We start from the raw sequence: 19,812 nt of genomic DNA, 5'->3' as shown, positions 1-19,812 counted from the left end.
ACCGCGGAACCGTGCGACAGGGAGAGTCATGGACCTCAGCAAGCAGCCCATCGGCCGGGTCAGCCTGGACAAGGGATCAAGGGCGACCATCCCCCTGGAGAAGAAGGACCCGGAACTGACCATCGTGGCGTCCCTCGAATGGGACGGCGGCAGCGACGCACGCCGGAGCCAAGGCGCGGACCTGGACCTCTACGCGCTCTTCGTCCCGGCCACCGAGGCCGTCCGCGGGGCGGAACTGCCACCGGGTCACGTCTTCGAGCGTCCGCCCGGCGGGATGCTCAACCGTGCCGCCCGGGAGGCGAGAAAGGCACACGGCGCCGAGCTCGCCGCGCGCGTCGACACCGGGCACGCCGTGTTCTGGAAGGACCTCGGGGCCCTGGACCAGGCGCCGTTCATCCGGCTCGACGGCGACTCCCGCGAGCCCGGCACCGAGACCATCCGCATCCGGCGCGCCTCGGAGCAGGGATACGCGCTGATCTGCGCTTACAGCGCCGTGTCCAACGGCACGGGCAGTTTCCGGAGCTACGGCGCCCGTGCGGTGGTCACCGACGGCCGCGGCTCCACGGTGACGGTTCCGCTGTACGAGGAGAACAGCTTCGCCTACTGGGTCGCCATCGCCTTCATCGACTTCACGGATCCGCGAGGAGTGGGCATCCAGCACGTCGAGCGCTACAGCCGGCGCTGGTCCGAGAGCCGTCCCGTCCTGCACACGGACGGAACGATCGTCATGGACCGGGGCCCCGTGCAGTTCAAGCGGGGGTGACCGGAACGCACGGGGACCCCCCGATTGCGGAGGACCCACAGGCAACGCATAAGGTTAGGCTCGCCTAATACTTCAAAGGTGAACCACGTACAGGAGTCTCCACATGTCTCTTCGGCGCCGCGGCACAGCCGCCGTCGCTGTCGCCATCGCCGCCGCGCTGTCCCTCGCGGCCTGCGGCGGGTCCAGCAGCAACGGGAAGGAGGGCAGCGCAGCCGCCTCCGCGACCGCCGGTTCCAAGGACTCCAAGTCCGTCGCACAGGGCGGCAAGGACTTCGGGGACGCCGCGGAGAAGACGGCCGCGATGGGCACCACCGCCAAGCCGGGCGAGTGGCCGCGCACCATCACGCACGCCATGGGCAGCACCGTCCTCAAGGCGCAGCCGAAGCGCGTCGTCGTCCTGGACGTGGGCGAGCTCGACAACGTCGTCTCGCTCGGCGTCAAGCCGGTCGGCCTCGCGCCCACCGAGGGTTCGCCGGAGCTCCCGTCCTACCTCAAGGGCGAGGCGGGCAAGCCCGCGAACATCGGCACCATCAACAGCCTCAACCTCGAGGCGATCGCCGCGCTCAAGCCGGACCTGATCCTGGGCAGCCAGCTGCGCGCCGCCGACTCCTACGACGAGCTGTCGCAGATCGCGCCGACCGTCTTCTCCATCCGCCCCGGCTTCACGTGGAAGGAGAACTACCTCCTCAACGCCGCCGCGCTGGACAAGACCGCGCAGGCCAAGGCGAACCTGGACGCCTACGCGAAGAAGGCGGCCGGCCTCGGCACGAAGCTGGGCGCCGACAAGCCGAGCGTGTCGATGGTGCGCTACATGCCCGAGGGCAAGATCCGCCTCTACGCGAACGACTCCTTCATCGGCACCATCCTCAAGGACGTCGGCATCCCGCGGCCGAAGAACCAGGACATCGAGGACCTGGCCGCCGAGATCAGCGCCGAGAACATCGACCAGGCCGACGCCGACTACATCTTCACCGGCGTCTACGGCGACCCCAAGGCCACCGACAAGTCCAAGGCCCAGGGCAACCCGCTGTGGAAGAACCTGAAGGCGGTCAAGGACGGCCACGCCTTCGACGTCCCGGACGAGACCTGGTACCTCGGCCTCGGGGTCACCGCGGCCAACGCGGTCCTCGACGACCTGGAGAAGCACCTCACGGCCTGAGCCGTCGAGGCAGGCCGTTCCAGAGCCGTGTGCCGGGCGCCGGCGGGCCGTCGTGCCCGTCGGCGCCCGGCGCGCGTACGACACCCGACCCGGAAAGAGAGAGTGAGCGCGGCGCATGGCGCGACCGACCCGTCGCCGTATCGCCTGGCTGGTGGGGTGCGCGGCGATGCTGCTGATCGCCGTCCTGCTGAGCCTGGCCGTCGGCAGCCGTCAGATCGCCCCCGGCGAGGTGGTCCAGGCCCTGCTGCACGGCGGCAGCAGTGACGACGCCCAGGTGGTGCGGGCGCTGCGCGTGCCGCGCACCGTCATCGGCGTGCTGGCCGGCGCCGCCCTCGCCGTGGCCGGGACCGTGATGCAGGGCATCACCCGCAACCCCATCGCCGAACCCGGCATCCTGGGCGTCAGCCAGGGCGCGTCCGTCGGGGTGGTGTGCGCGATCGCGTTCCTCGGCGTGCACACGCTCACCGGGTACGTCTGGTTCGCCTTCGTGGGTGCGGCGGTCGCCGCCGTCGCCGTCTACGCCGTCGCCGCGGGCGGCTACCGCGGCGCCTCCCCCGTGAAGCTCGCGCTGGCGGGCGCCGCGATGAACGCCTTCCTCGCCTCGGTGGTCTCCGGGATCGTCACGACGGACGCCCACGCGCTGGACGAGTTCCGGTTCTGGCAGGTCGGCTCGATCAGCGGCCGCGGCAGCGACGTCATCGGCCAGATCTGGCCGTTCGTGGCCGCCGGGCTGCTGCTGGTCGCGGCCATGGCCCGGGGCCTGGACGCGCTGGCGCTCGGCGACGACGCGGCCAAGGGCCTCGGCCACAACGTGGCGCTGCTGCGCGTCCTGGGCGCGGTCGGGGCGACCGTGCTGACCGGCGCCGCCGTGGCCGCCGTCGGCCCGATCGCCTTCACGGGCCTGGCCGTTCCGCACATCGCCCGGGCCCTGGTCGGTGCGGCGCACCGCTGGGTGCTGCCGGTGGCCGCCCTCCTCGGGCCGGTGATGATCCTCGCCTCCGACGTGCTCGGCCGTATCGTCTTCCCGCCCTCGGAGGTGCCGGTGGCCGTCATGACCGCCCTGCTCGGCGTGCCCTTCCTCATCGCGCTGGTGCGGCGCCGGACGGTGGTCGCCGCATGAGCCGCACGAAGACCACGCAGATCACCGGGCCGACCGTCCCGCCGCCCACCGCCCCCACCGCCCCGACCGCCGCCCGCTCGGTGCGCCCGGCGGGCCACACCGTGGTGCGCCGCGGGCGCGGCAGCTTCCTCGTCCACCGCAGGGCCGTGCTCGTCGCCGCCGCGCTCGCCGTGCTGCTGGCGGCGGCCGTCGTGGTCTACCTCTGCGTCGGCGAGTCCTTCGTCTCCCCGGTGGAGGTCGTCAACGTCCTCCTCGGCCGGCCCAGCCCCGACCAACTCGTCGTCGGCACCCTGCGGCTGCCGCGGCTGGTCCTGGGCCTGCTCGCCGGTCTCGCCTTCGGCGTCGCCGGGGCGCTGGTCCAGACCGTCGCGCGCAACCCGCTGGCCAGCCCCGACGTCATCGGCGTGACCCACGGCGCGGGCGCCGCGACGGTCGCCGCGATGAGCTTCGGCCTCGCCTCGCACACCGCGCTCCCGTACGTCTCGATCGGGGGCGGGCTCGCGGCCGCGCTGCTGGTCTACGTCTTCGCCTGGCGCCGCGGGCTGCACGCGTCGCGCTTCGTCCTCGTCGGGATCGGCGTCTCGGTCGCCCTGGGCTCGCTGACCCAACTCTTCCTCACCAAGGGCGACTTCCTCGTCGCGCAGCAGGCCAAGGTCTGGCTGACGGGCTCGCTCAACAGTCGCGGCTACGACCAGGCCGCGCCTCTGGTGACGGTGCTGCTCATAGCGGTCCCCGCGATGCTGTGGGCGGCCAGGGCCCAGCGCGGGGCGTCCTTCGACGACGACACCGCCGTGTCCCTCGGCATCCGGCTGGACCGGATACGGCTCGGCCTGACCGCGCTCGGCATCGTCCTGGCGTCGGTGGCGACGGGAGCGACCGGACCGGTCGACTTCGTCGCGCTCCTCGCACCGCAGATCGCCCGGCGGCTGACCCGTACCGCGCAGGTCCCGCTGCTGTCCTCGGCGCTGACCGGCGCGCTCGTGGTCGTCGTCGCGGACCTGCTGGCCCGGCGCCTTTTCTCCCCCGTCGAACTCCCCGTCGGCGTCCTCACCGCAGCGGTGGGCGCCCCGTACCTGATGTGGCTGATCGCCCGCACCCGCAGCCGTTCCGGAGGCACCACCTCATGAGCCGAACCAGCCGACTCACCGCCCGGGAACTGACCCTGGCGTACGAGGACCGCACCGTCGTCGACGGCCTGGACCTGGAGATCCCGGACGGCCGGGTCACCGTCATCGTCGGCCCCAACGCCTGCGGCAAGTCCACGCTGCTGCGCGCGCTGGGCCGGCTGCTCAAGCCGCGCTCCGGCACGGTCCTGCTGGACGGCACCGAGCTCGCCCGCATCCCAGGCCGGCAGATCGCCCGTACCGTCGGCGTACTCCCGCAGAGCCCCACACCGCCGGACGGCATCACCGTCGCCGACCTCGTGGCGCGCGGGCGCCAGCCGCACCAGAAGTGGTGGCAGCAGTGGTCCGAGGCCGACGAACGCGCCGTCGCCGAGGCCCTGGAGCACACCGGCACCGCCGATCTCGCGGACCGGCCGGTCGACGAGCTGTCCGGCGGGCAGCGCCAGCGGGTGTGGATCGCCATGGCCCTCGCGCAGGAGACCGACCTGCTCCTGCTGGACGAGCCGACCACGTACCTCGACATCGCCCACCAGGTGGAGGTGCTGGACCTGGTCCGCCGCCTGAACCACGGGCGCGGCCGCACGGTCGTCGCCGTGCTCCACGACCTCAACCAGGCCGCCCGCTACGCCGACCACCTCATCGCCATGAAGGCCGGCCGGATCGTCGCCCAGGGCCCGCCCCGCGACATCGTCACGGCGGAACTGGTCCACGAGGTCTTCGGCCTCACGTCCGTCATCGTCCCCGACCCGGTCACGGGCAGTCCCCTCGTCGTCCCCGGGGTCCCCTGGCAGCCCGTGGCCACCGGCTGACCCCTCCCCCGCCGAACGCGGCACGGCGGAGGCCGCCGGACTCCGCCATACTGCCCGGGTGAACGCACCGGCGGGCCCCGTGATCCTCTTCGACGACGACCTCCACATGTACGTCCTCAGGGACGTCGCCCACGCCGAGGCCTACTGGGAACTGCCGGAGGAGTTCACCTGTGGCTTCGACGCGCACGCCCGCCCCCTGCGCATGACGGGCGAACCCCATCGGGTCGCCCTCGCACTCACCGGCGCGGCACCGGCCGAGGCGGAACTGCGCCGCCTCGTCGCCGACCACTACCGGCGTTTCCTCCCCCGGGAGGGGCCGCCGCTTGCCGCCGGCCTGGCGGAGTTCGTGGCGGCGCTGTCCGGGAGCATCGGATCATGAGCGGAACCCATCTGAGCGTCAAGGACCTCGTCGTCGACTGTGCCGATCCGGAGCGGCTGGCGGCGTTCTGGGGCGAGCTCCTGGGGCGCTCGGTCGTGGCACGGATCGGCCCGTACGTCTGGCTCGCGCGCGGCGAGGGGCCGGGCCTGGGCTTCCAGCGGACGGACGAGCCCAAGTCCGGTAAGAACCGCGTCCACTTCGACGTGGCCTCGCCCGATCCTGCCGCGGAGCGGGCGCGGATCGAGGCGCTGGGCGGGCAGGTGCTCGACGCGTACGCGGAGGGCGGGTTCCTGGTCATGGCCGACCCCGAGGGGAACGAGTTCTGCGTCGTCCCCGAGGGGCCGTTCGAGCTCGACGACGACGGACGCGCGAGCTACCTGCGCGACGGCGGCTGATCGGGGACGCCCGGCCGGCGCCCTCAGCCCGTGCCGGCCGGCGCGGCCGCGAGGAGGTCTCGCAGCGGGTCGCGCTCCGTGGGGAGTCCCGCGGACCGCAGCCAGGAGACGCGGTTGGCGATGTTGCCCCAGCACTCCTCCCGGTCGGCCAGGGCCTGCAGGAAGGCGCGCTGGGCGTCCGTCAGCGGCCGGCCGGGGGCGTACGGAGTGGGAAAGGCGGAGGCGAGGAGCGGGCCCCACTCGCTGTCGACGGTGTACTGGCTGAACATCGGGACCAGCGCGAGGGCGGCCGGGAGGACCTCCTCGAAGTCCCGGGCGCGGTCGAGCAGTCCGCGGAGCAGGGTGAAGCGGAACCAGCCGTCGAACTGGGGCAGCGGCTCGCCGAACCACGCGTCGGCGGCCGCGGGGTCGCCGAGCGCGTCGAGCAGGGCGGCCACGGCACCGGGGCCGGTGGTGCCCAGGGCGGCGCAGGCGCGCACCGCCGGGTCAGGGTCCGTCAGGAGGCCGCCGGTGTCACGGCCCCAGGCACCCAGCGCCAGGAGGGCGCCCGCCCGTTCGCGGCGGTCGCCGTCGCCCCCGGCGATCCGCTCCAGGCGTTCGGCCGCGGCCGGTATGCGGTCGGCGAGTTCGGGTGCCCGGAGCAGATGCGTCACCGCGCCGAGGGCGGCCTCCCTGACGGTGGGGTCCGCGTCGTCAAGCCAGGGCGCGACCGCGTCGAACAGCTGCGGCCGGACGGCACGGCACGCCTCGATCGCGGCGATCTCCTCGGCCCACTCGTCGTCACCGACGCCGTCCTCGCTCTCGTCGCCCTCGTCGTCATCGTCGTCATCGTCGTCCTGGTCACCCTCGTACGCCGCGGAGTCGGCGAGTTCGCCCAGCCATTCCAGGAGCGCGGCGCGCAACGGCCGGACCCGGTCGTCCCAGGGGAAGAAGGCCTCGTGGACGGCGAGTGTGCGGGGGTCGTCGAGGATGCCCGCGATGAACAGCGCGGCCGGCGGGGTGGCGGAGTACAGCGACCCCTGGTGCAGGACGGACATCTCCAGCCGGCCGAGCGACTCCGCCTGCACCTCCGGGTCGTCGTGCAGCAGGCCGAGCAGGTCGTCCGGGGTGCCGTCGGCGGGCCCGTAGGCGTGGGAGAGGGCGGCCCAGTCGGTGGCCGTCAACAGGACGGCGGGTTCGGGCAGGTGTGCGGTGGCGTCGTTCGCGGACATGACGGCAGTCTTCAGCAGGGGTCCGACAACGGCCGTGCACATCAGGCGAATCCGGCTCTTTCGCCCGCGTTTCCACGTTAGCTGTGGGGCGGCAGTGAGCCGTGTGAAGAGGGGGAGTAGATTGCGGCTGCCATTGGCATCGGATTTAGCGACAGCCTGGAGAACTTGTGACCGCATCCCCCCGCCGTGCCTGGGCCCGCCCCGGCACCCTGATAGCAGCGGCCGCGACCGGCATCATCGGTCTCGGCCTGTGCGCCACCCCGGCGTCCGCCCACACGCCTCGCTGGAGCGCTGACTGCTCCAAGGTGGAAGTCCACCTGAAGGCGTACAACGGCAACGTCAAGAACACCGTGACGATCACCGCGGACGGCAAGGACCTGCTGCCGACCACGGAGTTCGACACCTCGTTCGAGCAGACCATCGACATCCCCGCGCACACCGCTCCTGTGCAGCTGCACATCGACGTGGTGGCCGGTGACGGCGAGAAGTACTCGTTCAAGGACGACACGACCTCCCCGGTCTGCGAGGGTTCGGGCGACACCACGCCCACGCCCACCCCGACCCCCACCCCGACGGAGACGAAGACCACCGAGTCTCCGAAGCCGAGCGAGGCGCCCAGCGAGTCGGCCGGCACGGCCCCCTCCGCTGCGCCCTCGACCCCCTCCACCGACGAGTCCCCGGCCGGCGACCTCGCCGAGACCGGTGCCTCCAGCTCCACCCCGCTGCTCGCGGGCGGTGCGGCCGTCGCGCTGCTCGCCGGCGGCGGTCTGCTCTTCGCGAACCGCAAGCGTCGCGCCGCAGCCCGTCACTGACCCAGGTCGCTGACGGCGGCGCGGTGACGCGCCGTGCATGACACAAGGGTGCCGGACCGTGCTCCGTACGGTCCGGCACCCGGCTTTTTGCGCCCCGCAGGGCGCGCGCCCCGCCTCAGCCCACGGGCCCCGGCGCGGCGGAGGCCTCGAACTCCCCCTTGCGCAGCCGGTACACCTGAAGCCGCAGGTCGTAGTACTTCTCGGTCTCCCCGACCCATTCCATGCCGACGCTGCGGGCGGTGGCGGCGCCGCGGTCGTTCCGCGGGCGGACCACGGCGAAGAGTTCGTCGACGCCCGACGCGAAGGCGTACTGCGCCAGCGCGCGTCCGGCCTCACCGGCCAGGCCCCTGCCCCAGAACGGCTGGGCGAGCTGCCAGCCGATCTCGAGGTCCACGCCGTACGGCGGGAGCGGCAGCACGGCCGCTCCGCCAACGAGTTCACCGGTCTCGCGCAGTTCGATCGCCCAGCGGCCGGCCGGCCGCTCCAGGTCGGCACCGCCGTCCTGCCAGGAGCGCAGAAGCTCCCGCATGGACGTCACGTCGGGCTGCCGGGTCATCGCCGGCGCCAGCCAGCGGGTCACGTCGTCCGTCCCGTAGACGGCGAGCGCCGCTTCCGCGTCATCGGTGCGCCACGGCCTCAGGACGAGCCGGGGGGTGACGATCCGGGTTTCCTCGTTGCCCTTCGCGCGCTGTGCCGTGGCCGTACCAGTCATCTGCGTCTTCCGTCCCTGTCGCGGGCTCCGCCGGCCGTACGTACGGCGGGCGCCCGAAGTCCCCTGTGACCATGCACAACACCAGGAGGCCGCCGTGACTTCCCGCACCCCTCCGTTCTCTCGCCGGTCCAGCGGTGACCTAACCCCCATCACTGGCTTGACAGGTTACCTCGATCCTGTTTGCATGTAACCATCGAAGCGATCCGAAGGGGTTAGACATGGTCACCGTGCACCACCGCTACGCAGAGGTCCAGGGACACCGGCTCTTCTACCGGGAGGCGGGCCCGGCGGACGCCCCCGTCATCGTGCTCCTCCACGGCTTCCCGACCAGCTCGTTCATGTTCCGCGAGCTGATCCCGCGGCTCGCCGGCCGCTACCGCGTCATCGCGCCGGACCACCTCGGCTTCGGGTTCTCCGACGCCCCCGGCACCGACGAGTTCACGTACTCCTTCGACGCCCTCGCCGACCTCACCAGGGGCCTGCTCGACCGCCTCGGCGTCACGCGCTACGCGCTCTACGTCCAGGACTACGGCGCGCCGGTCGGCTGGCGCCTCGCGCTTGGCGACCCCGGCGCCGTCACCGCGATCGTCACCCAGAACGGCAACGGCTACGAGGCCGGACTCGTCGAGGAGTTCTGGGACGACGTCCGCGCCTACCAGCGCGAGCAGACCCCCGAGACCGAGGCGGGCGTCCGCATGGCGCTGAGCCTCGAGGGCATCAAGTGGCAGTACGTCACCGGAGTGGCGGACGGGACGACCGTCAGCCCCGACACGTGGCACCACGACTTCCAGCTGGTCTCGCGGCCCGGCAACGACCTCGTGCAGCTCACGCTCTTCCGCGACTACGCCACGAACTTCCCGCTCTACCCGCGCCTGCACGAGTACCTGCGCACCCACCCCGTGCCCGTGCTCGCGGTCTGGGGCGAGAACGACCCCATCTTCGGACCCGACGGCGCCCGGGCGTTCGCCAAGGACGCCCAGCGCTCGGAGGTGCACCTCCTCGACGGGGGCCACTTCCTCCTGGAGACCCACGTCGAGCCCGTCGCGGAGCTGATCCTGGGCTTCCTCGACAGGGCCGGGCTGCCGCACTGAGCCCGCGCACCTCCCGCACCCCGCGTCCACCACGCCGCCGTACGACGATTGCGAGGACCATGACCCACCACACCGGCTTCCATGAGGGAGAACTCGCCGTCCAGCGACGTGCCGGCGTCGCGCACGAGGCCGCGCGGCTGCGGGGCATGCTCGGCCCGCCGCGCCTCGGCGGCGTGGCCCCCTTCCTCGCCGACCGCGACCTGGCCGCACTCGGCGCACACGACGAGGACGGGCGCCTGTGGGTCTCCCCGCTCACGGGAGCCCCCGGCTTCCTCTCCACCCGGGGTGACGCCGTACGGGTCGCGGCCCGCCCTCGTGCGGGCGACCCGCTGGCCGGGCTCCCCGTCGGCGGGGCCGCGGCCCTGATCGTGATCGACTTCGCGGTCCGCCGCCGGCTGCGTCTCAACGGCACCCTCGCCGCGGCCGACGACGCCGGCTTTGAGCTCGCCGTCGACCAGGCGTACGGAAACTGCCCCCAGTTCATCCAGCAGCGCCTGCTCGGCCCCGCACCGGCGGACGGCCCCGGCGGCGAGGACGCACCCGCGGCCGGCGCACGGCCCGCCGACCGGCTCGGCGCGGCGCAGGCGGCAATGGTGGGCCGGGCCGACACCTTCTTCCTCGGTACCGCGCACCCCGAGCGGGGTGCCGACGTCTCCCACCGGGGCGGCCCGCCCGGCTTCGTCAGGGTCGCGGAGGACGGCAGCCTGTGGTGGCCGGACTACGCCGGCAACAACATGTTCAACAGCCTCGGCAACCTGGCGAGCGACCCCGCCGCGGCTCTGCTCTTCGTCGACTTCGCCACCGGGACGACGCTGCAGCTGTCCGGCACCGCCGTCGTCGACTGGACCGCGCCCGGTGTCCCCGGCGACGACGGCGGCACGGGCCGCCGGGTCCGCTTCACGCCGCGGCACGTGGCCACCGGGCAGGTCCCCGTCCGGGGGGAGGGGGTCCTGCCGTACCGGCTGAACCCGCCGCTCACCGGCTGACCGCGGTCAGCCCCCGGTCACCGCGGCCAGCAGCCCGCGGAAGTCCTCCTCGCAGGCCGGGCAGCCGCGCAGGTGGACCGCGACACCGGGGTAGCGCCGCTCCGGTGCCGCGTCCGCCAGGAACAGCTCCAGGTAGACGTCCATCAGATCGAGCGCGGCGTCGCAGCCGGGGTCCAGGGGATCGCTGCGCAGGAGGTCGTCAAGGCCCTGCCATTCTTTCATGAGCGCCTCGCTGTCGTCAGGGGCAGATGTCCATTGGCTGCGAGCCGGGCACGGAGCTTACGCCGTGCGTCGAACATCGTCTTGTAGAGCGCGTTGCGGTTCGTCCCGAGCTCCGCGGCGAGCGTGTCGGCGTCCACGCCGTTCACCGCGAGCGCGGTGAACACCCGGCGCTGGCGTTCGGTGAGCTCCTCGTCGACGGCCTCGCGCAGGGCGTCGACGAGCTCACGGGCCTCGCTCTGCCGCACGGGGTCGACGCCGAGCCGGTCGGGCAGCCGCTCCCACGCCTCGGGGTCGAGCCGCACGCCGGCCGTCCGCCAGAAGTGCCGGCCGAGCTTGCTCGACACCTCGTGCATGACGAACTTGTACGCCCAGGTCGTGAAGCGGCTGTCGCCGCGGAATTCGCCGATCTTCCGGGTGATCGACAGCAGGGCGTCGGCCGCGGCCTGGTGGGCGATGTCGTCCAGTTCCGGCCCGGTGATGCCGTGCCGCGAGCCGCGCCGGTTCAGCTCCGCGTACGCGATCCGCAGCAGCAGCGCGTGCAGCCGGCCGGTCGCCTCCTCGTACGCCTCGCCGTCCGCCGACAGCGCCCGCACCCACTGCGCGGACTCCGCGTCCATGGACCGGCCGCCCCGGCGGCCCCCGTCGCCGGCCAGGCCGTCGTTCTGTGCGGAACCCATGCCGTGATCCTAGACGCGGCCGCCCGCCCCCACCTCCACCGCGGCTCCCCGCGCCCCCGCGGAGAACCGGTCGCTCCCGGGAGGTAAGACCCGCGCGTTCCCCGTCACCAATGGGCGTACGGAAAAGAGAGAGCCGCGAGCAAGGAGGGACCGTGACCGGCTACCGCAGGAACCCGGAGGCCGTCTCGCGACTGTCACCGGAGCAGTACCGCGTGACACAGGAGAACGGCACCGAGCGCCCCTTCACGGGCGCCTACCTGGACAACAAGGAGCCCGGGATCTACGTCGACGTGGTCTCGGGAGAGCCGCTGTTCGCCTCGGTCGACAAGTACGACAGCCGCAGCGGGTGGCCGAGCTTCACCCGGCCGCTGGACCGGAGCACCGTCGTGGAGCGGCCGGACCCGGGGTACGGCCTGCTGGCCACCGAGGTCCGCTCGGCGGCGGGCGACAGCCACCTGGGACACGTCTTCCCCGACGGCCCCCGGCAGACCGGCGGCCTGCGGTACTGCATCAATTCCGCCTCGCTGCGCTTCGTCCACGCCGATGACCTGGAGCGGGAAGGTTACGGGGCCTACCTCGGGTTGTTCGACAATGGTGACAGGACCGATTCGGAGGATTGACATGGCAGGACAGACACAGAGGGCCGTACTCGCGGGCGGCTGCTTCTGGGGCATGCAGGACCTGATCCGCAAGCAGCCCGGCGTCGTCGCGACCCGCGTCGGCTACACGGGCGGCGACGTGCCCAACGCCACCTACCGCAACCACGGCACCCACGCCGAGGCGATCGAGATCCTCTTCGACCCCGAGAAGACGGACTACCGGGCGCTGCTGGAGTTCTTCTTCCAGATCCACGACCCGTCGACGCGGAACCGCCAGGGCAATGACATCGGCATGAGCTACCGCTCGGCGATCTACTACGTGGACGACGAGCAGAAGCGCGTCGCGGAGGACACCATCGCCGACGTCGACGCCTCGGGCCTGTGGCCCGGCAAGACCGTCACCGAGGTGGAGCCCGTCGGGCCCTTCTGGGAGGCCGAGCCGGAGCACCAGGACTACCTGGAGCGCTACCCCGAGGGGTACACCTGCCACTTCCCGCGCCCGAACTGGCGGCTGCCCGCCCGGACGAAGGGCTGACCGGCCCCGTCGCGCCGCCCTGGTGACGGGCTCGGGCGGCGTGGCGGCCCACGGCGGCCCGGGACCCGCGCGGTCCCGGGCCGCCGTCCTGCGTCAGCCCGCGGCCGCGTCGCGGGCGCGCCGGTGGTGGCGCCGGGCCTTCATACGGTTGCCGCAGGCGGCCATGGAGCACCAGCGGGCGGTGTTGGCCTTGCTGCGGTCGAGCAGGAACAGCCGGCAGTCGTCATTGGCGCAGGGCCGCAGCCGTCCGGGCCTGCTCTCCTGCAGCTTGCCCCAGCCCGTGACGGCCCGGACGGCCGGCAGGCGGTCCGCGGGCGCCTCCAGCACCCAGTCGATGCCGTGCCCGGTCACCCGGGGCAGCCGGGCGACCCCGGTGAGCAGTTTCTGAAGGTCGGCGGGCGCCCCGTCCCCGCGCGTCACGCGCTGCAGCACGTCGCGTGCCGCCAGGAGGTGGCGCAGCTCCTGCGTCGTCCCTGCTCCGCCGTGGGCGCGCAGCCAGCGGCGGCCGGCCTCCGGGTCGGCCAGGGAGTCCATCGGGGTCCCGTCGACGACCGGGGTCGTGTTGAGCAGCTCCAGCAGGAAGTCGTCGTCCGTCGTGTCGGCCGTCATGCTCGGCGCTCCCATTCCCGGGTAACCCTCCATTGCGTGTTTGAAGGTTACACCTCCAGGTGCGGGCCCGGTGGGCGCGGCGGGTACGGCGGGCGCCCCTGCGCTCACGAGGTCTCCAGCCGCAGTTCGCGGCCGCTCCAGCGGGAGCGGAGCCGCCGGTCGTGACTGGCGACGACGATCGCGCCCGGCCCCGGGCCGAGCGCCTCCTCCAGTTCGTCGGCGAGCCGTGGCGAGAGGTGGTTGGTGGGCTCGTCGAGCAGCAGCAGCTCGGGCGGGTCGGCCACCAGCAGGGCCAGGGCGAGGCGGCGCCGCTGCCCCACGGACAGCCGCCCGACCGGCCGGTCCAGCTCCGGCGCGCCCAGCAGGCCGAGGCCGGCCAGCGGCACCGCCTCCGCGCGCTCCGCGCCGAGCGACGACGCGTAGGTCTCCCGCGCCGTGCGGTCCGGCAGCTCGAAGACCGTGTCCTGGGTGAGCAGGCCGACGGTCAGGCCCTCCCTGCGGAGCACGCTGCCCGTGGCCGCCAGCCGCCCGGCGAGCACCGCGAGGAGGGTGGACTTCCCCGCCCCGTTCACCCCGGTGACCAGCAGCCGGTCGGCCGCCGGCACGTCGAGGCGGTCCAGGGTGAGCCTGCCGGGCACACGGACCTCGCGCAGCGCCAGCAGGACGCCCTCGGCGGACCGGGCGGCGAGCGCGGCGGCACGGAACCGCAGCGGCTCCGGCGGCCGGGCGACCTGGTCGCGCTCCAGTTCACCAAGCCTGCGGGCGGCGTTGCGCACGCGCCGGGAGATCTGCTGCTGCACACGGCCGCCGGAGTGGCCGTACCCCATCTTCTCGTTGTCGCGTTTCGGCCGGTCGTGCGCCACCCGGTGCGCGGTGGCGTCCACCGAGCGGCGCAGTTCGGCGAGTTCCTCCTGCTCGGCGTCGAAGCGCCGCTGCCAGCGGGCCCGTTCGGCGTGCTTCTCCTTCAGGTAGGCGCTGTAGTTGCCGCCGTGGCGGGTCGGGCCGTCCGCCGCCGGGTCGAGGTCGATCACATCGGTGCAGACGGCGTCGAGGAAGGCCCGGTCGTGGCTCGCGACCACCACGGCACCCGGCAGGCCGCGCAGTTGCTCCTCCAGGAAGGCCGCGGCCGCGTCGTCCAGGTGGTTCGTCGGCTCGTCGAGCAGGAGCGCGGTGGGCCGCCGCACCAGGAGAGCGGCGAGCGCGAGGCGGCCGCGCCGGCCGCCGGACAACCGTGACAGCGCGCGGTCGCGCGGGACGTCCCCGAGGCCGAGTCCGGCGAGCACGATGTCGGCGCGGCGGTCGGCGTCCCAGACCTCTTGGGTCCGTGCGGTGTCGAGCGCTTCCGCGTACGCGTCGAGCAGTTCGCCCTGGGCGGGAGCGTCCTGCGGGGTTTCGGCGAGGGCGGCGGCGAGCCGGTCGAGCTCGGCCAGGAGACGGCGCGCCTCGCGCAGGGCGTCGTCGAGGACGTCGCCGACGGTCGAGCTGCCGGAAAAGGGCAGCTCCTGACGCAGAAAGCCCAGGTCGGGCGGGCGGACCACGGTTCCGGAGTCGGGCTCGGCCACCCCGGCCAGCAGTTCGAGGAGGGTCGACTTGCCGGCGCCGTTCTCGCCGACGAGACCGATCCGGTGCCCGGGGGCGGCGGTGAGGGAGAAGCCGTCGAGCACACGTCGGCCGCCGAAGGTGCGGACGAGGTCATGCGCGGACAGGGCGGGCTGGGTCACGGGGATCACCATGCGAAGGGGTCGGCGGCCGGGGCGGTACGGGGGACGATCTGCCCGCCGCTCGGGGGGCGCGGCGGCCGGACGGCGGAGACGTCCCCGGGGCCGGGCCGGGCCGGCTCGACGCGGGTGCGTTCCTCGATGTCCCGGAAGTCGCCGATGGTGGCGAAGGGCTCCTCGGCGGTGTCCCCCGACTCGATGGCGTCGATCGCGCGGATCACGTCGGCGACCCCCATGGCCCCGGCCACGGTGAGGTCTGCGGCCGGCGGCAGGCTCTGCGGCGGGTGGCCCGGCGTCCCGTCGGCGGTGACGGTGCCGCCGCGCGGCCGGCACTCCCCCGCGATCAGCTCGAGGAGGGTGCTCCTGCCGGCGCCGTTCGGCGCGACGGGACCGGTCCGGCCGCCGCCGATGAAGGACAGATGCTCGAAGACGGGGGTGTCGTCAGGCCGGGAGAAGGACAGGTGGGAACAGATGACGTACGCGTCGGACACGGGTGGGCCCTCGGGAGGTCGCCGCGCACGGCCAGGGGGCCGCCGCGCGGGAAAGGAAGAGTGGGAAGGCATGACGGAACGGCCACGGCGTCGGCGCGTCGTGCGCGCCCGCCCATGGCCGAGGACACCCGGTATCACCCGGAGATGTCGTCGTCACCCGCCACGTTCGGACTCCCTTGGTTCCCGATTCGGAAATGCGCGTCACCCTACCAGCCGCCCCGGCGGGCCGGTCCGGCCCGCCTGCGCGGCCGCCCGCCTCAGGCGTGCGTCAGCTCCTGCTCGGCCCAGATCGTCTTGCCCGTCTCCTCGTAGCGCGTGCCCCAGTGCTGTGTGAGGGAGGCCACCAGGAAGAGACCGCGTCCGCCCTCGTCCTGCAGACGGGCGTGGCGCAGGTGCGGTGCGGTGTCGGCGTCGTCGTGCACCTCCACGGTCAGTGCCCGGTCCAGGATGAGCCGCAGCCGGATGGGGCCCTTCGCGTGCCGGATGACGTTGGTGGCGAGTTCGCTGACGGCCAGGTCGATGACCGGCGCGTGGTCCTCCAGCCCCCACTCCGCCAGCCGGCCGTGCGCGGCACGGCGGGCCTCGCGGACCGAGGGCGCCTCGGCCGGGAAGGTCCAGCACGAGATGTGGTCGGGGGCGATGGACCGGGTCCTGGCCACCAGCACGGCGGCGCCGTCCTGCGGCGTCGCGCCCCGCAGGACCTTGTAGACGATCCGGTCGCACACCTCCTCGGGGGCGGCCACGGGATCGGCGGCCACCTCGCGCAGCCGGCTGAGCCGTTCCCCGGCCTCGGCGGGGTGGCGCCGCGTGCTTCCGTCCGAGTACAGCGTCAGCAGGCTCCCGGCCCGCAGCCGCTTCGTCACGGTCTCGTAGGGCGCGCCCTGGCCGAGCTCCGCACCGGGAGGTACCTCCTGCCGGGGCCGCGGGTCCGCGGGCTCCCTGCGTCCGTCCCGACGAGGCTCAGTGGTCCGCCATGGCGCCGCGCCCCGGGTGCTGCGCTGCTCCGGTGTCCCGGTCCGGGGCGCTGAGGTAGGCCCAGCCCAGGGGGTTCCAGCGCAGCCGGCGCACCTCGACGCCGTCGAACGCGGCATTCTCCCGCGCCGCACGCTCGTGGGCGTCCGCGGCACGGAGCATCGCGGTCCGCACGGCGTCCTCGGCGTCGGCGGCCCCGCCGACCACGTAGTAGTGGCTGCGCACGGCACCCCGGGCCGTGCTGAACCGCAATCCGACGAACCATCGGTCCTCGGGGGCGACGGTGGCAAGCATCGGCTCTGCTCTCCTCGTTCGCGGTCTCCGTGGCGGCCGTGTCCGGACCACCACCCGTCGATCCCTTGGAACAGCGGGCGCGGCGCCCTCCATCGCAGGTCGGCCCGGCCCCCGTGAACCTGGGAACGCCGGTACCACCCCGGCGCCGGCGGTTCAGGCCCCCTCGGCGGGGCGGTACCGGACCGCGCAGGTGAAGACACCGGAGCCGGACCGCTCGCACTCGACGTAGGCGGCGGTCCCAGCCTCCTCGGCGGGCGGGCGCCAGGGCATCACGGCCTCGCCGGCGAGCAGCGCCTCCAGGGTCTGCAGCCGGGGGTCGCGCAGGGTGGGGTGGTGCTCGTAGCCCGCCGCGCCGAGGGCCAGGGCGACGGCCATGCCGAGCAGGTTGACCTCGGTGGGCTGTTCTGGCGGTGCCGTGCCCTCCGTCGGGTGGAGGCGGACGCCCTCGTCGGGCACCTCGATCAGGCGGGCGGCGTAGCGCTCGGTCATGGCCGGGGTGGTCTCCTTCCGGTGCGGTGACGCGGGGCTGTCACCCGCTGGGACCGAAGCGCTCGGTGCGGATCCGGTCCGGGTGGTGACCCAGGGCCACCAGCAGTCCCGCGGCCGTCTCGACGAAGCCGGTGGGGCCGCACACGTAGCAAGTGGGCTCAAAGTCCGCGGGCCAGCCCCATTCGGCCAGGTCACGTGCCTGGATCCGGCCCACGGGGCGGGAAGCGCCGTCCGGTGCCGAGCGGGTGTAGAGGGTCGTCGTGTCGAGGCCGGGCGCGCCCCGGTCCAGTTCGGCCGCGTAGAACCGGTCCTCGGGCGTGCGCACGGAGTACAGCAGCCGGAACGGGGCGCGGCTGCCCGCCGCGGAGCGGCCGCGGAGCATCGCCATGAGCGGGACGAGCCCGGAGCCGCCCCCGACCAGCAGGACCGGTTCGGTCTGCTCGGGGTGCCAGACGAACCAGCCGCCGACGGGGCCGCGGATCTCGACGGCGTCCCCGACGGCGAGGTCGTCGGTCAGGTAGGGCGAGACCTCGCCGTCCTCGACGCGCTGGACGGTCAGTTCGACCCGGTCGCCGTCGGCCGCGGAGGCCAGGGAGTAGCTGCGCTGGGTGCTGTAGCCGTCCTCCGCGGTGAGCCGGACGTCCACGTGCTGACCCGGCAGGTGGCCCGGCCAGCCGGGCACGTCGAACACGAGGGTCCGGGCCGCCACGGACTCGATGCGCCGTTCCACCAGTTCGGCGGCCTGCCAGCGCAGGCGGTCGCCTAGTCGCCTTGGTACCGCTGTTCGCGCCATGGGTCTCCGTAGTCGTGGTAGCCGACGCTCTCCCAGAAGCCCGGCTCGTCCTCCAGGAGCAGCCGGATGCCGCGCACCCACTTCGCCGACTTCCACAGGTACAGGTGCGGGACCAGCAACCGGGCGGGGCCGCCGTGCTCGGGGGCGAGCGCGTCTCCGTCGTACTCGTGGGCGATCCACGCCTGCCCGTCGAGGAGGTCCTCCAGGGGCAGGTTGGTGGTGTAGCCGCCGTAGGAGTGGACGAGCGCGTACTCGGCGGCGGTCTCGACGTCGGCGAGCAGCGTGTCGAGGGAGACGCCCCGCCAGTGGGTGCCGAACTTCGACCACTTGGTCACGCAGTGCAGGTCGACCGTCGGGGTCTCGGCGGGCAGGGCCATGAGTTCCGTCCAGTTCCACCGGTGGCGGGTGCCGTCCTCGGTGGTGATGGTGAACTCCCAGTCGTCGTGGACGATCCGCGGGGTGGGGCCGGCCGACATGACGGGGAAGTCGAAGGTCTCGTACTGTCCCGGCGGGAGCTTGTTGCCCGACGTGGGGCGCCGGCCGTGGAATCCGCGCGAGATGATGGGCATGCCGCGCCGTCCTTCCTCTGCTCGCCGCCCCGGCTCGCCCGTGGTGCGGAACCCCAGCATCCCGGACCGGGGGGATCCGGTCCACCGGAGCCCGCGGGACGGCGCGGCCCCGGTCGTCCTGACCGGGGCCGCGCCGCCGCGGGAGCTCAGGCGACCGGGCGGGGCGGCTCGGCCACCACGGAGGCGTCGCCGCCGCGCAGCCGCTCCAGCACCCCGGCGGTGGCCTCGTGGGGGACGCCGAGCGGTACGGCGCTGACCTCGCTCAGGCGCGTGTACTGCTCGGGGGTGAGCCGTACGTCGAGCGCGCCGAGGTAGTCCTCGAGCTGGGCGCTGTTGCGCGGGCCGATGATCGGCACGAAGGGGGTGGCGGCGCGGGCGGCGCGCTCGCGGAGCCAGGCCACGGACACCTGCGCCGGCGTCGCCCCGGTCTCCTTCGCGACGGCCAGGACGGTGTCGACGACCGCGGTCTTCTGGGCGGACGACTCGGTGTGGATCAGCGTCTTCAGGTCGCTGAGCCGGCCCTCGTCGCCGCCGCGGTACTTGCCGGTGAGCAGGCCGCCGCCGAGCGGGGACCACAGGGCGGCGCCGAGCCCGAGGCTCTCGGCCATCGGAAGCAGTTCGCGGTCGGCGGTCCGTTCCACGAGGCTGTACTCGACCTGGATGCCAGCGACGGGAGCCCAGTTCCTCAGATCGGCGAGGGTGACGGCGCGGGCGACCCGCCAGGCGGGGAAGTTCGACAGGGCGGCGTGCAGGATCTTGCCGGAGCTCACCAGGTCGTCCAGACCGCGCAGGATCTCCTCGACGGGCGTCAGGTCGTCCGGGAAGTGCACCCAGAACAGGTCGAGGTGGTCGGTGCCGAGGCGCTTCAGGCTCGCCTCGAGCGACAGGACCATGTTCTTGCGGCCGTTGCCGCTGCGGGAGACGTCCGTGCGCGGGGTGGCGCCGACGCTGTACTTGCCGGCCACCACGAAGTGGTCGCGGTCCGCGGCGAGGAAGCTGCCGAGCAGTTCCTCCGACTCGCCGAACTGGTAGTTGTCGGCGGTGTCCACGAAGGTGCCGCCGGCCTCGGCGAACCTGTCGAACATCCGGCGGGACTCGTCCGGGTCGGCGCCGGCGCCCCAGCGGGTACCGAAGTTGCCGGTGCCGAGGGCGTACTCGGAGACGCGCAGTCCGGTCCGGTGTCCGAAGGTCGTGTAACGCATCAGGTTTCTCCTTGAGGGGGTGGTGCTGTCGTGGGGTGGTGGTACGGAAGGGGGTTTGCGGGGGGCGGGGGGGGGGCCGCC

At 73.4% G+C, this 19,812-nt stretch carries 23 protein-coding genes and 2 pseudogenes; 12 read left to right on the top strand and 13 right to left on the bottom strand.

Going from position 1 to position 19,812, the window contains the following annotated elements; translation table 11 throughout:
- Window positions 1-28 precede the first annotated feature (28 nt).
- The 7 genes from ACFW3D_RS13080 to ACFW3D_RS13050 all read left to right on the top strand — a co-directional run bounded on the left by ACFW3D_RS13080 (window position 29) and on the right by ACFW3D_RS13050 (window position 5,749).
- Window positions 29-763, top strand: coding sequence for a hypothetical protein (locus tag ACFW3D_RS13080; RefSeq protein WP_500504171.1), 735 nt, complete (start codon window positions 29-31; stop codon window positions 761-763).
- Window positions 764-866: 103 nt separating this feature from the next.
- Entirely contained in the window at window positions 867-1,922 is a 1,056-nt protein-coding gene (locus ACFW3D_RS13075) for an ABC transporter substrate-binding protein (RefSeq protein WP_500504169.1), read from the top strand.
- 115 nt (window positions 1,923-2,037) lie between these two features.
- Window positions 2,038-3,042 (top strand): FecCD family ABC transporter permease, encoded by a 1,005-nt coding sequence (locus ACFW3D_RS13070; protein ID WP_500504168.1) that lies wholly within the window; start codon window positions 2,038-2,040, stop codon window positions 3,040-3,042.
- Window positions 3,039-4,169: a FecCD family ABC transporter permease gene (locus tag ACFW3D_RS13065; RefSeq protein WP_500504167.1), complete on the top strand. Its 1,131-nt coding sequence runs from the start codon at window positions 3,039-3,041 to the stop codon at window positions 4,167-4,169. Before ACFW3D_RS13070 ends, ACFW3D_RS13065 begins: the two co-directional genes overlap by 4 nt.
- Window positions 4,166-4,975, top strand: coding sequence for an ABC transporter ATP-binding protein (locus ACFW3D_RS13060; protein ID WP_500504166.1), 810 nt, complete (start codon window positions 4,166-4,168; stop codon window positions 4,973-4,975). Before ACFW3D_RS13065 ends, ACFW3D_RS13060 begins: the two co-directional genes overlap by 4 nt.
- A gap of 58 nt (window positions 4,976-5,033) precedes the next feature.
- Window positions 5,034-5,354, top strand: a complete 321-nt coding sequence (locus ACFW3D_RS13055) for a hypothetical protein (protein WP_500504165.1) — start codon at window positions 5,034-5,036, stop codon at window positions 5,352-5,354.
- Complete coding sequence (locus ACFW3D_RS13050; protein ID WP_500504164.1) at window positions 5,351-5,749, top strand: VOC family protein; 399 nt, start codon at window positions 5,351-5,353, stop codon at window positions 5,747-5,749. The genes ACFW3D_RS13055 and ACFW3D_RS13050 overlap by 4 nt, the downstream gene beginning before the upstream one ends.
- A gap of 23 nt (window positions 5,750-5,772) precedes the next feature.
- Here the strand turns inward: ACFW3D_RS13050 and ACFW3D_RS13045 are convergent, their stop codons facing one another.
- Window positions 5,773-6,960 (bottom strand): HEAT repeat domain-containing protein, encoded by a 1,188-nt coding sequence (locus tag ACFW3D_RS13045; RefSeq protein WP_500504163.1) that lies wholly within the window; start codon window positions 6,958-6,960, stop codon window positions 5,773-5,775.
- Between the two features lie 167 nt (window positions 6,961-7,127).
- Here ACFW3D_RS13045 and ACFW3D_RS13040 point away from each other — a divergent pair, with 167 nt between their 5' ends.
- Window positions 7,128-7,772, top strand: coding sequence for an LAETG motif-containing sortase-dependent surface protein (locus ACFW3D_RS13040; protein ID WP_500504162.1), 645 nt, complete (start codon window positions 7,128-7,130; stop codon window positions 7,770-7,772).
- Between the two features lie 115 nt (window positions 7,773-7,887).
- Here ACFW3D_RS13040 and ACFW3D_RS13035 read toward each other — a convergent pair whose 3' ends face one another.
- The gene (locus ACFW3D_RS13035; RefSeq protein ID WP_500504161.1) at window positions 7,888-8,484 is read right to left on the bottom strand and encodes a GNAT family N-acetyltransferase; all 597 of its coding nucleotides are present in this window, start codon (window positions 8,482-8,484) and stop codon (window positions 7,888-7,890) included.
- 218 nt (window positions 8,485-8,702) lie between these two features.
- Between ACFW3D_RS13035 and ACFW3D_RS13030 the strand changes: the two genes are divergently transcribed.
- Entirely contained in the window at window positions 8,703-9,575 is an 873-nt protein-coding gene (locus ACFW3D_RS13030) for an alpha/beta fold hydrolase (protein ID WP_500504160.1), read from the top strand.
- 59 nt (window positions 9,576-9,634) lie between these two features.
- Window positions 9,635-10,561: a pyridoxamine 5'-phosphate oxidase family protein gene (locus tag ACFW3D_RS13025; RefSeq protein ID WP_500504159.1), complete on the top strand. Its 927-nt coding sequence runs from the start codon at window positions 9,635-9,637 to the stop codon at window positions 10,559-10,561.
- A 6-nt stretch (window positions 10,562-10,567) separates the two neighbouring features.
- On the opposite strand, the gene ACFW3D_RS13020 is transcribed toward ACFW3D_RS13025, so the two are convergent.
- Entirely contained in the window at window positions 10,568-10,783 is a 216-nt protein-coding gene (locus tag ACFW3D_RS13020; RefSeq protein ID WP_500504158.1) for a hypothetical protein, read from the bottom strand.
- Entirely contained in the window at window positions 10,780-11,460 is a 681-nt protein-coding gene (locus ACFW3D_RS13015; RefSeq protein ID WP_500504157.1) for an RNA polymerase sigma factor, read from the bottom strand. Before ACFW3D_RS13015 ends, ACFW3D_RS13020 begins: the two co-directional genes overlap by 4 nt.
- A gap of 152 nt (window positions 11,461-11,612) precedes the next feature.
- Between ACFW3D_RS13015 and msrB the strand changes: the two genes are divergently transcribed.
- Window positions 11,613-12,080: a peptide-methionine (R)-S-oxide reductase MsrB gene (gene msrB, locus ACFW3D_RS13010; protein WP_500504156.1), complete on the top strand. Its 468-nt coding sequence runs from the start codon at window positions 11,613-11,615 to the stop codon at window positions 12,078-12,080.
- Between the two features lies 1 nt (window position 12,081).
- Window positions 12,082-12,594 (top strand): peptide-methionine (S)-S-oxide reductase MsrA, encoded by a 513-nt coding sequence (msrA, locus tag ACFW3D_RS13005; protein ID WP_500504155.1) that lies wholly within the window; start codon window positions 12,082-12,084, stop codon window positions 12,592-12,594.
- A gap of 93 nt (window positions 12,595-12,687) precedes the next feature.
- On the opposite strand, the gene ACFW3D_RS13000 is transcribed toward msrA, so the two are convergent.
- The 9 genes and pseudogenes from ACFW3D_RS13000 to ACFW3D_RS12960 form a co-directional block, all read right to left on the bottom strand.
- Window positions 12,688-13,203, bottom strand: a complete 516-nt coding sequence (locus ACFW3D_RS13000; protein ID WP_500504154.1) for a CGNR zinc finger domain-containing protein — start codon at window positions 13,201-13,203, stop codon at window positions 12,688-12,690.
- Between the two features lie 104 nt (window positions 13,204-13,307).
- A complete protein-coding gene (locus ACFW3D_RS12995) occupies window positions 13,308-14,924 on the bottom strand; it encodes an ABC-F family ATP-binding cassette domain-containing protein (RefSeq protein ID WP_500504153.1) in 1,617 nt (538 codons plus the stop codon).
- A 44-nt stretch (window positions 14,925-14,968) separates the two neighbouring features.
- Window positions 14,969-15,412, bottom strand: a pseudogene (locus tag ACFW3D_RS12990) (ATP-binding cassette domain-containing protein); the annotation flags it as partial.
- Window positions 15,413-15,669: 257 nt separating this feature from the next.
- Window positions 15,670-16,302, bottom strand: a pseudogene (locus tag ACFW3D_RS12985) (ATP-binding protein); the annotation flags it as partial.
- Between the two features lie 70 nt (window positions 16,303-16,372).
- A complete protein-coding gene (locus tag ACFW3D_RS12980; protein ID WP_500504152.1) occupies window positions 16,373-16,678 on the bottom strand; it encodes a hypothetical protein in 306 nt (101 codons plus the stop codon).
- A 153-nt stretch (window positions 16,679-16,831) separates the two neighbouring features.
- The gene (locus ACFW3D_RS12975) at window positions 16,832-17,167 is read right to left on the bottom strand and encodes a hypothetical protein (protein WP_500504151.1); all 336 of its coding nucleotides are present in this window, start codon (window positions 17,165-17,167) and stop codon (window positions 16,832-16,834) included.
- 40 nt (window positions 17,168-17,207) lie between these two features.
- Window positions 17,208-17,960: a ferredoxin reductase gene (locus ACFW3D_RS12970; protein WP_500504150.1), complete on the bottom strand. Its 753-nt coding sequence runs from the start codon at window positions 17,958-17,960 to the stop codon at window positions 17,208-17,210.
- The gene (locus ACFW3D_RS12965) at window positions 17,930-18,529 is read right to left on the bottom strand and encodes a molybdopterin-dependent oxidoreductase (RefSeq protein ID WP_500504149.1); all 600 of its coding nucleotides are present in this window, start codon (window positions 18,527-18,529) and stop codon (window positions 17,930-17,932) included. The genes ACFW3D_RS12970 and ACFW3D_RS12965 overlap by 31 nt, the downstream gene beginning before the upstream one ends.
- 146 nt (window positions 18,530-18,675) lie before the next feature.
- Window positions 18,676-19,731, bottom strand: coding sequence for an aldo/keto reductase (locus ACFW3D_RS12960; protein WP_500504148.1), 1,056 nt, complete (start codon window positions 19,729-19,731; stop codon window positions 18,676-18,678).
- Window positions 19,732-19,812 lie beyond the last annotated feature (81 nt).

The organism is Streptomyces sp. NPDC058864 (assembly GCF_042742985.1).
In the GTDB taxonomy this organism is placed as follows: Bacteria; Actinomycetota; Actinomycetes; order Streptomycetales; family Streptomycetaceae; genus Actinacidiphila.
The sequence above is the reverse complement of the archived record's forward strand: the minus strand, read 5'-3'. Positions and strand labels throughout refer to the sequence as shown.

What these genes read in the sequence shown, in the direction of transcription:
- ACFW3D_RS13075 (WP_500504169.1), top strand. Translation starts at nt 867, where the DNA reads ATGTCTCTTCGGCGCCGCGGCACAGCCGCCGTCGCTGTCGCCATCGCC.
- ACFW3D_RS13050 (WP_500504164.1), top strand. Translation starts at nt 5,351, where the DNA reads ATGAGCGGAACCCATCTGAGCGTCAAGGACCTCGTCGTCGACTGTGCC.
- ACFW3D_RS13000 (WP_500504154.1), bottom strand. Translation starts at nt 13,203, where the DNA reads ATGACGGCCGACACGACGGACGACGACTTCCTGCTGGAGCTGCTCAAC.
- ACFW3D_RS12965 (WP_500504149.1), bottom strand. Translation starts at nt 18,529, where the DNA reads ATGCCCATCATCTCGCGCGGATTCCACGGCCGGCGCCCCACGTCGGGC.
- ACFW3D_RS13035 (WP_500504161.1), bottom strand. Translation starts at nt 8,484, where the DNA reads ATGACTGGTACGGCCACGGCACAGCGCGCGAAGGGCAACGAGGAAACC.
- ACFW3D_RS13020 (WP_500504158.1), bottom strand. Translation starts at nt 10,783, where the DNA reads ATGAAAGAATGGCAGGGCCTTGACGACCTCCTGCGCAGCGATCCCCTG.
- ACFW3D_RS13030 (WP_500504160.1), top strand. Translation starts at nt 8,703, where the DNA reads ATGGTCACCGTGCACCACCGCTACGCAGAGGTCCAGGGACACCGGCTC.
- msrA (WP_500504155.1), top strand. Translation starts at nt 12,082, where the DNA reads ATGGCAGGACAGACACAGAGGGCCGTACTCGCGGGCGGCTGCTTCTGG.
- ACFW3D_RS13080 (WP_500504171.1), top strand. Translation starts at nt 29, where the DNA reads ATGGACCTCAGCAAGCAGCCCATCGGCCGGGTCAGCCTGGACAAGGGA.
- ACFW3D_RS12980 (WP_500504152.1), bottom strand. Translation starts at nt 16,678, where the DNA reads ATGCTTGCCACCGTCGCCCCCGAGGACCGATGGTTCGTCGGATTGCGG.
- ACFW3D_RS13060 (WP_500504166.1), top strand. Translation starts at nt 4,166, where the DNA reads ATGAGCCGAACCAGCCGACTCACCGCCCGGGAACTGACCCTGGCGTAC.
- ACFW3D_RS13025 (WP_500504159.1), top strand. Translation starts at nt 9,635, where the DNA reads ATGACCCACCACACCGGCTTCCATGAGGGAGAACTCGCCGTCCAGCGA.
- ACFW3D_RS12960 (WP_500504148.1), bottom strand. Translation starts at nt 19,731, where the DNA reads ATGCGTTACACGACCTTCGGACACCGGACCGGACTGCGCGTCTCCGAG.
- ACFW3D_RS13045 (WP_500504163.1), bottom strand. Translation starts at nt 6,960, where the DNA reads ATGTCCGCGAACGACGCCACCGCACACCTGCCCGAACCCGCCGTCCTG.
- ACFW3D_RS13070 (WP_500504168.1), top strand. Translation starts at nt 2,038, where the DNA reads ATGGCGCGACCGACCCGTCGCCGTATCGCCTGGCTGGTGGGGTGCGCG.
- ACFW3D_RS12975 (WP_500504151.1), bottom strand. Translation starts at nt 17,167, where the DNA reads ATGACCGAGCGCTACGCCGCCCGCCTGATCGAGGTGCCCGACGAGGGC.
- ACFW3D_RS13065 (WP_500504167.1), top strand. Translation starts at nt 3,039, where the DNA reads ATGAGCCGCACGAAGACCACGCAGATCACCGGGCCGACCGTCCCGCCG.
- ACFW3D_RS12970 (WP_500504150.1), bottom strand. Translation starts at nt 17,960, where the DNA reads ATGGCGCGAACAGCGGTACCAAGGCGACTAGGCGACCGCCTGCGCTGG.
- ACFW3D_RS13015 (WP_500504157.1), bottom strand. Translation starts at nt 11,460, where the DNA reads ATGGGTTCCGCACAGAACGACGGCCTGGCCGGCGACGGGGGCCGCCGG.